This window comes from Stenotrophomonas sp. RS-48, from assembly GCF_030053245.1.
Lineage (GTDB): Bacteria > Pseudomonadota > Gammaproteobacteria > Xanthomonadales > Xanthomonadaceae > Stenotrophomonas > Stenotrophomonas maltophilia_P.
On the sequence record NZ_JASGBV010000001.1, the window covers coordinates 34,976 to 42,101 of the forward strand.

6 protein-coding genes are annotated in these 7,126 nt (G+C 67.5%); 3 read left to right on the forward strand and 3 right to left on the reverse strand.

Going from position 1 to position 7,126, the window contains the following annotated elements; translation table 11 throughout:
* Positions 1-44: 44 nt before the first annotated feature.
* The 3 genes from QMZ25_RS00165 to QMZ25_RS00175 all read right to left on the reverse strand — a co-directional run bounded on the left by QMZ25_RS00165 (position 45) and on the right by QMZ25_RS00175 (position 4,052).
* Positions 45-1,775, reverse strand: coding sequence for a GGDEF domain-containing protein (locus tag QMZ25_RS00165; protein ID WP_283218928.1), 1,731 nt, complete (start codon positions 1,773-1,775; stop codon positions 45-47).
* Between the two features lie 101 nt (positions 1,776-1,876).
* Positions 1,877-2,902, reverse strand: coding sequence for an AI-2E family transporter (locus QMZ25_RS00170; protein WP_053516238.1), 1,026 nt, complete (start codon positions 2,900-2,902; stop codon positions 1,877-1,879).
* Between the two features lie 142 nt (positions 2,903-3,044).
* Positions 3,045-4,052 (reverse strand): LacI family DNA-binding transcriptional regulator, encoded by a 1,008-nt coding sequence (locus QMZ25_RS00175; protein WP_283218929.1) that lies wholly within the window; start codon positions 4,050-4,052, stop codon positions 3,045-3,047.
* Positions 4,053-4,147: 95 nt separating this feature from the next.
* Here QMZ25_RS00175 and QMZ25_RS00180 point away from each other — a divergent pair, with 95 nt between their 5' ends.
* From QMZ25_RS00180 to QMZ25_RS00190, 3 genes are all read left to right on the forward strand, one after another.
* Positions 4,148-5,200, forward strand: a complete 1,053-nt coding sequence (locus QMZ25_RS00180; RefSeq protein WP_053516242.1) for a sugar phosphate isomerase/epimerase family protein — start codon at positions 4,148-4,150, stop codon at positions 5,198-5,200.
* Between the two features lie 27 nt (positions 5,201-5,227).
* Positions 5,228-6,445, forward strand: coding sequence for a nucleoside permease (locus QMZ25_RS00185; RefSeq protein ID WP_262100211.1), 1,218 nt, complete (start codon positions 5,228-5,230; stop codon positions 6,443-6,445).
* A 12-nt stretch (positions 6,446-6,457) separates the two neighbouring features.
* Positions 6,458-7,126 (forward strand): Gfo/Idh/MocA family oxidoreductase (locus tag QMZ25_RS00190; protein WP_283218930.1); only part of this gene is annotated, 669 nt, incomplete at its 3' end.

Consider the following 7,126-nt stretch of genomic DNA (forward strand, 5'->3'; position numbering starts at 1 on the left):
CCCCTGATGTACCGCCCTAACCGGCGTCGCCAGCGCCGTGGCACTCAGCGTGCACCGGCAATCCGTACCTGGTCGCGTCCGTGTGCCTTGGCCCGATACATGGCGGCATCGGCAGCACGCAGCAGGGAACGCCAGCCCAGTGCATCGGTACTGCCCTCGGCCACACCGAAACTGGCAGTGACACGCAACACGTTGCCATTGCCCAGCACGATATCCGACTGCTGCAGTGCGACGCGCAGCGATTCGGCCAACCGGCCACCCGCGCCGAGATCCCCATCCGCCAGCAGCACAAGGAACTCCTCGCCACCGTAGCGGGCGATGCTGTCGGTGTGCCGCAGGTACCTGCGCAGCAGCTGCGCAACCTGCACCAGTACCTCGTCGCCTGCGGCGTGGCCATGGCCGTCGTTGATTGCCTTGAAATGATCGACGTCGAGCAGGATCACCACCGCCATGCCGTTGCCTGCGGCGTGCCGCTGCTGCACGTGTTCGTCCAGCGCGCGCCGATTGAGCAACCCGGTCAGCGCATCGGTGCCGGCCAGCTGGCGCAGTTCGCTGGTCAGTGCGGAACGCTCACGTGAGGTCTCGCGCAGCACTTCAATCGCGTCGAACAGCCGCTGCATCTCTGCCAATGGATGAGTGACGTGCTGCGCGGGGCCCGGCGCGTCGGACGCGATCTGCACCACCTGTTCCTGTGCCTGCAGCAGCGGCCTGAGGATCTGCCGGTGGGCGATGCGCAGGGCCACGCCCAGCACCGCCAGCGTGCCCAGCGCGGTGGCCCACAACACGGCCAGCCGTGTCGCCTCACGATTCCGTGCCTGTTCGAAGCGAACGATGGACATGCTCAGGTAGCCGTCGCGCAGCGCCTCCAGTGACTGCAGCGTCGGAACGTAGCGCGCAGTGAATTCCGCGGTGCTCCACGGCGGAGGCCGTCCACGGCGACCGTCCTCGATCAGCTGTTCGATCATCGGCAGCGACTCGGCGAAGAACTGCCGGCGTGCCATGTCCCAGTGCCACGACAGCTCGGGATCACTGCGAAACACCGACTCGTGGCTGGCTGCCAGCCGCCACAGCTCGAGCAGGCGGCCCTCGGTCTGCTGCGCCGCGCGTACCTGCCGGAAGTGCCAGGCCCCGGGAACCGCCACCGGGGCCATCACATTCGACGCCAGTCGGCCGCCATGCTCGCGCAGGTCCATCAGGATCTGGCCCTGGATCGCCGGAATCGCCGCTTCGCGCCCGGTGGCCACCAGCACGTTGATCTGCGCCGAACCCAGGCGATGCAGGCGATCGGTCACCATGAACATGCTGTTGATCGCATGCTCCACGTCGTCGACCGTCCGCGCGTCTGCCGGCTTGGCCACGACCCGGTCCACCGCCCCGCGCGCCTGGCGGAGCTGATGCTGGGCCTCGAACAGGGTGCGGCGCTCGTCAGGCAGGGAGGGCCCGGACAGGATCACGGCATCCATCTGCGTCATCGCCACATCGACCCGCTTTCGCGCCTGTGCCAGCCCGGCCGCGAGCCGCGCGCGTTCGCCGGCATCGGCGCAATCGCTGCCGAGCAGGCTGTTGGCAGGCCCGCGCTCGGCCGAGGCCAGATTGGCCAGATCAAAGGTCTGTCGCAACCGGTGCAGGCTGACGAGGTTGTCCTCCGCTGCGGTGTAGCGCAGCGTGCCCTGGACCAGGGCGATGACCATCAAGGGCAGCGTGCAGACCACGAACAGCCCGGCCAGGATCCAGACCCAAGTCCGTAACCCGATCGGCGACACCTTGCGGGCCATTCACCATTCCCCTGAATTGCCGGTCACTGTAGCTGCCGGCTGGCGGCACCCACAAGCGCCCACCGTGGCCCTGCAGTGGCGCCCGCTGGCACCGGCAACTGTCAGATCCAGCGCTGGTCCACCAGTTCCCGTTTCACATAGGCATAGAACACCGGCGCAGCGACCAGCCCCGGCAGGCCGAAGGCGGCTTCCATCACCAGCATCGACAGCAGCAGTTCCCACGCACGGGCCTGGATCTCGCCACCGACGATGCGGGCATTGAGGAAGTACTCGAGTTTGTGGATCACCACCAGGTACAGCAGCGCCACCACCGCCACGTAGAACGATACCGACAGGGCAACGATGGTGATGACGGTATTGGAGATGATGTTGCCCACCACGGGCAGCAGGCCGGCGATGAACGTGATCAGTACCAGCGTCTTCGACAGGGGCAGGTGCACGCCGAACAGCGGCAGCACCCCCAGCAGGAAAATCGCGGTGAACACGGTATTGAGCAGGGAGATCTTCACCTGCGCGAACACCACCTGGCGGAATGCGGTCGCCAGGCGGCCGGTACGGCCGATCAGTTCCTGCGCCAGCGGCCCCATCGTCGGCAATGGAAGCTCGTCGTACAGCGCGATCATCGCCCCCAGCACCATGCCGATCAGCACGCGCACGCCGATCTGCACCGCCGATGTGCCGGCGACGCCCAGCTGCCGCTGATGCTCTGCCGCCCACTCGTTCAATGCCGCACGCAGTGCCGGCATGTCCTCGGGAATATAGGGCTGCAGCAGCGCCGGCACCTGGTGGCGCGAGGTGTTGAGGATGTCCATCAGGCGCGCCAGCAGCGCATCCGGCCCGCCGGTTTCGGTGCGGAAGAAGGACGCCACGCCGATGCCGGCCAGCACGAGCACGCCGATGATGACGGCCGAAAGCACGATCACCGCGATCGCACGCGCGCGCCCGGGCGGCAGGCGCCCCTCCACTGTCGACGCCAGCAGGTGGGTCAACTGGAACACCAGCAGGCCCGACAGCAGCGTCACCACCAGGCCCAGCTTCAGTACCAGCCACATCCCCAGCAGCATCAATGACCAGGCCGCGATCCTTGCAACGGGAGGCCGGGGCTGGGCAACGAGGGCGTCTTGCATGGCATGGGTCCGGGCGGGGTGGCCCATGGTAGTGGAACGCTCCGGACACCGAAATGAATGGAATTGGGGCCAGCGCTTGCGATCACAGGCAATGAAACATCCCCGGCAGGCGCAGGCCTGCCGGGGTTCCTGCCTGCTGCCTTCACCTGTGCCCGGGCGACGCTGTCGAGCCACGCAGCATCAGACTGAAGTCCAGCGTCTGCTGAAGCGGGACATCGACACCTTCGATGATGGCGAGCAGCAGCTTGACTGCGCGGTCGCCGATCTCCCGCATGGGCTGCCGGATGGTCGTCAACGGCGGCGTGAGGTAACGCGACGACGCCAGATCGTCGAAACCGACGATGGACAGTTCCTCGGGCACGCGGACGCCCAGTTCCCGGCAGGCCGCCAGGGTTCCCAGTGCCATCTGGTCACTGAAGCAGAAGATCGCGGTCGGCGCCGATGCGGCGGCCAGCAGTGCCGTCGCCGCCGCATGGCCGGATTCGACGGAGAAGTCACCCGGCACAACACTCAACTGGCGCAGTCGGCCGCGCGCCCTGCCCGCCGCCCGTGCCCCTTCCAGCCGCTGCTGGTGCAGGGGGTTGTCGGGGGGCCCGCTCACCACGGCGATCCGCTCATGTCCCAGTCCGTACAGGTGCTCCATCACCGCACGCGCGGCGGCAGCGTTGTCGATGTGGACACTGGGGAGGCCCAGCGCGGGGTCGAATTCACAGCCATTGACCACCGGCGCGGCGGCGCCCTGCTGCTCGACGATCGCGCGCGCGGTAGGCGGCAGGCGATGGCCCAGTACGATCAGGCCATCGGCCTCGTTGCGACGGAGCATCTGCGCATAGCGCTCCTCGCGGTCGGGTCGATGCTGGGTGTCGCCCAGCAGGACCGCGTAGCCGACGGCCTGGGCCGCGTCTTCGGCACCCTGCAGGATCTGTGCGAAGAACGGGTTGGCAATGTCCGGCACGGTCACCAGGATCTTGCCGCTGCGCTGCGTCTTCAGCGTGCGGGCGACCGTATTGGGCACATAGCCCAGCGCGGCGGCGGCCTGTTCGATGCGCGTGCGCGTCGCCGGCAGCACCTTGTCCGGCCGGGACAGCGCCCGCGACACCGTACCGGCGGAGACGCCGACGTGCTTGGCGATGTCGTAGATGGTGGCCATGGCGTCAGTTCTTGTTTCCGCTGTGCAGTGCACAACAGGGTTTGCGGGAGACCCTGCTAGGGTAATGCAATCGATTGCATCGCGGGCGAACCACGTTGAAGACGCTCAAGGGTCCGGCGCTGTTCCTGGCGCAGTTCATCAGCGAAACACCTCCTTTTGATCGGCTGGACACGCTGGCCGGCTGGGCTGCGGGCCTGGGCTATTGTGGCGTACAAGTGCCGACGAACGCGCCGCATCTGTTTGATCTGGCCGAGGCCGCGCGCAGCCAGGCCTACTGCGACGACATCAGCGGCATGCTGGCCGACCATGGCCTGCAGATCACCGAGCTGTCCACCCATCTGCAGGGACAGCTGGTCGCCGTCCACCCCGCCTACGACAGCCTGTTCGACGGCTTCGCGCCGCTGGACAAGCGCGGCAACCCCGCCGCGCGCCAAGCCTGGGCGGTGGAACAGTTGAAGCTGGCTGCCCGCGCCAGCCAGCGCCTGGGATTGACCGCGCATGCCACGTTCTCCGGCGCGCTGGCCTGGCCCTACTTCTATCCCTGGCCGCAACGCCCACCGGGACTGGTGGAAGAAGCCTTCGCCGAACTCGGCCGGCGCTGGCGCCCCATCCTGGAGGCGTTCGACGCCAGCGGCGTGGACCTGTGCTTCGAGATCCACCCGGGTGAGGATCTGCACGACGGTGCCACCTTCGAGCGCTTCCTCGATGTGGTGGACCACCACCCACGCGCGAAGATGCTGTACGACCCCAGCCACCTGCTGCTGCAGCAGATCGACTACCTGGGCTTCATCGACCGGTATCACGATCGCATCGGCATCTTCCACGTCAAGGACGCGGAATTCCGGCCCAGCGCGCGCAGCGGCGTCTATGGCGGTTACCAGGACTGGATCGACCGGCCGGGGCGCTTCCGCTCGCTCGGCGACGGCCAGATCGACTTCAAGGCGATCTTCTCCCGGTTCGCGCAGTACGATTTCCCGGGCTGGGCGGTCGTGGAGTGGGAGTGCTGCCTGAAGCACCCGGAGGACGGCGCACGCGAGGGAGCCGCCTTCGTCCGTGACCACATCATCCGCGTGACCGAACATGCCTTCGACGACTTCGCCGGCAGCGGCACGCCGCCGGAATCACTGCGCCGCATGCTGGGACTCTGAGCCACTACCGCCCCGGGAGGGCAAGCCATGACGCACGCCATGTCGCGCTTGGGCGCGATGATGTTCCTGCAGTTCTTCATCTGGGGCGCGTGGTTCGTGACCCTGGGGACGTATCTGGTGCAGGGCCCGCTGCAGGCCAGCGCCAGCCAGGTGGCCACCGCCTTCCTCAGCCAGTCCATCGGTGCCATCGTCGCCCCGTTCCTGGTCGGCCTGATAGCCGATCGCTACTTTGCGGCGCAGCGCATTCTCGGGGTGCTGCACCTGGCCGGTGCGGTGCTGATGTGGTTCGCATCCACGGCGACGGACTTCAACACGTTCTTCGCTTGTGTCATGGGTTACATGCTGCTTTTCATGCCGACGCTGGCCCTGGCCAACAGCGTGGCGATGCGCCATATGCAGTCGCCTGAGAAGCAGTTCCCGCTGGTGCGCGTGGCCGGCAGTGTCGGCTGGATCGTGGCCGGCGTGCTGATCGGCTGGCTGGGCTGGGAGCAGGCGCATCGGCTCGAACTGACCTTCCGCATGGCGGCGATGGCGTCGCTGGCCCTGGGTCTGTATGCCTTTACCCTGCCGCACACACCGCCGCTGGCCAGGCAGCGCGATGCGGGACTGGGGCAGATCCTGGGCCTGGACTCGCTGCGGCTGCTGAAGTCGCGCTCCTACCTGGTGTTCTTCCTCGCCTCCATCGCCATCTGCATTCCGTTGGCGTTCTACTACAACTTCACCAATCCGTATCTCAACGACCTGGGCGTGCGCGGCGCGGCCGGCCTGCAGTCGCTGGGCCAGGTCTCGGAAGTGCTGCTGATGCTGGCCATGCCGTTCCTGTTCGTCCGCCTGGGGGTCAAGACGATGCTGGCGGTGGGCATGGCCGCGTGGGTGGTGCGCTATGTCATGTTCGCCTTCGGCGATGCGGGCGGTGCGTTCTCCCTGCTGGTGATCGGCATCGTGCTGCACGGCATCTGCTACGACTTCTTCTTCGTCACCGGCCAGATCTATACCGACGCACACGCCGGCCCCGACGCGCGCAGCAGCGCGCAGGGCTTCATCACCCTGGCGACGTACGGCGTAGGCATGCTGATCGGCACGTTCCTGTCCGGTGCGGTGGTGGAGCACTTCACCACGGCGGCGGGTCCGGACTGGCAGCAGATCTGGCTGTTCCCGGCCGGCGTCGCACTGGTGGTGCTGATCGCCTTCCTGCTGCTGTTCCGCGACCGCCCCGCTGTCGCGGCCGCTCCCACCGCACCCTGAGGATCCCATCGGATGTCCAAGCTTGGAATCGCCATCGTCGGCACAGGCATGATCGGTGCGGTGCATCGCCGCGCGGCACTGCTGGCCGGGGCCGAGGTCCGCGGCGTGGCGGCCTCTTCCCCGCAGCGCGCACAGGAGGTGGCGCAGGCGTGGAACGTCGCGCATGCCTACCGCGATATCGAGGAGGTGGTCAGCGATCCGCAGGTGCAGGTCGTGCATGTGTGCACGCCCAACCATCTGCACCGCGCCATGGCGCAGGCCGCGCTGGAAGCCGGCAAGCACGTGATCTGCGAGAAGCCGCTGGCCACCACCCTGGAAGACGCCCAGGCATTGGCCGCGTTGGCCGCCAGGACCGGTCTGGTCGCTACGGTCCCCTTCGTCTACCGCTATCACCCGGTGGTCCGCGAGGCACGCGCACGCATCGCGCAGGGCGAGCTGGGGCCACTGCACCTGATCCACGGCAGCTACCTGCAGGACTGGCTGCTGGATCCGGCCAGCAACAACTGGCGTGTCGACCCCTCGCTGGGCGGCACCTCGCGCGTGTTCGCCGATATCGGCTCGCACTGGTGCGACCTTGTGGAATGGGTCAGCGGCGAACGCTTCGCCGAGGTCAGTGCCGCGTTCGCCACCGTCATCGCCGAGCGCGGCGCGGTCACCGGGCAGAGCTTCACCACGCCGGCC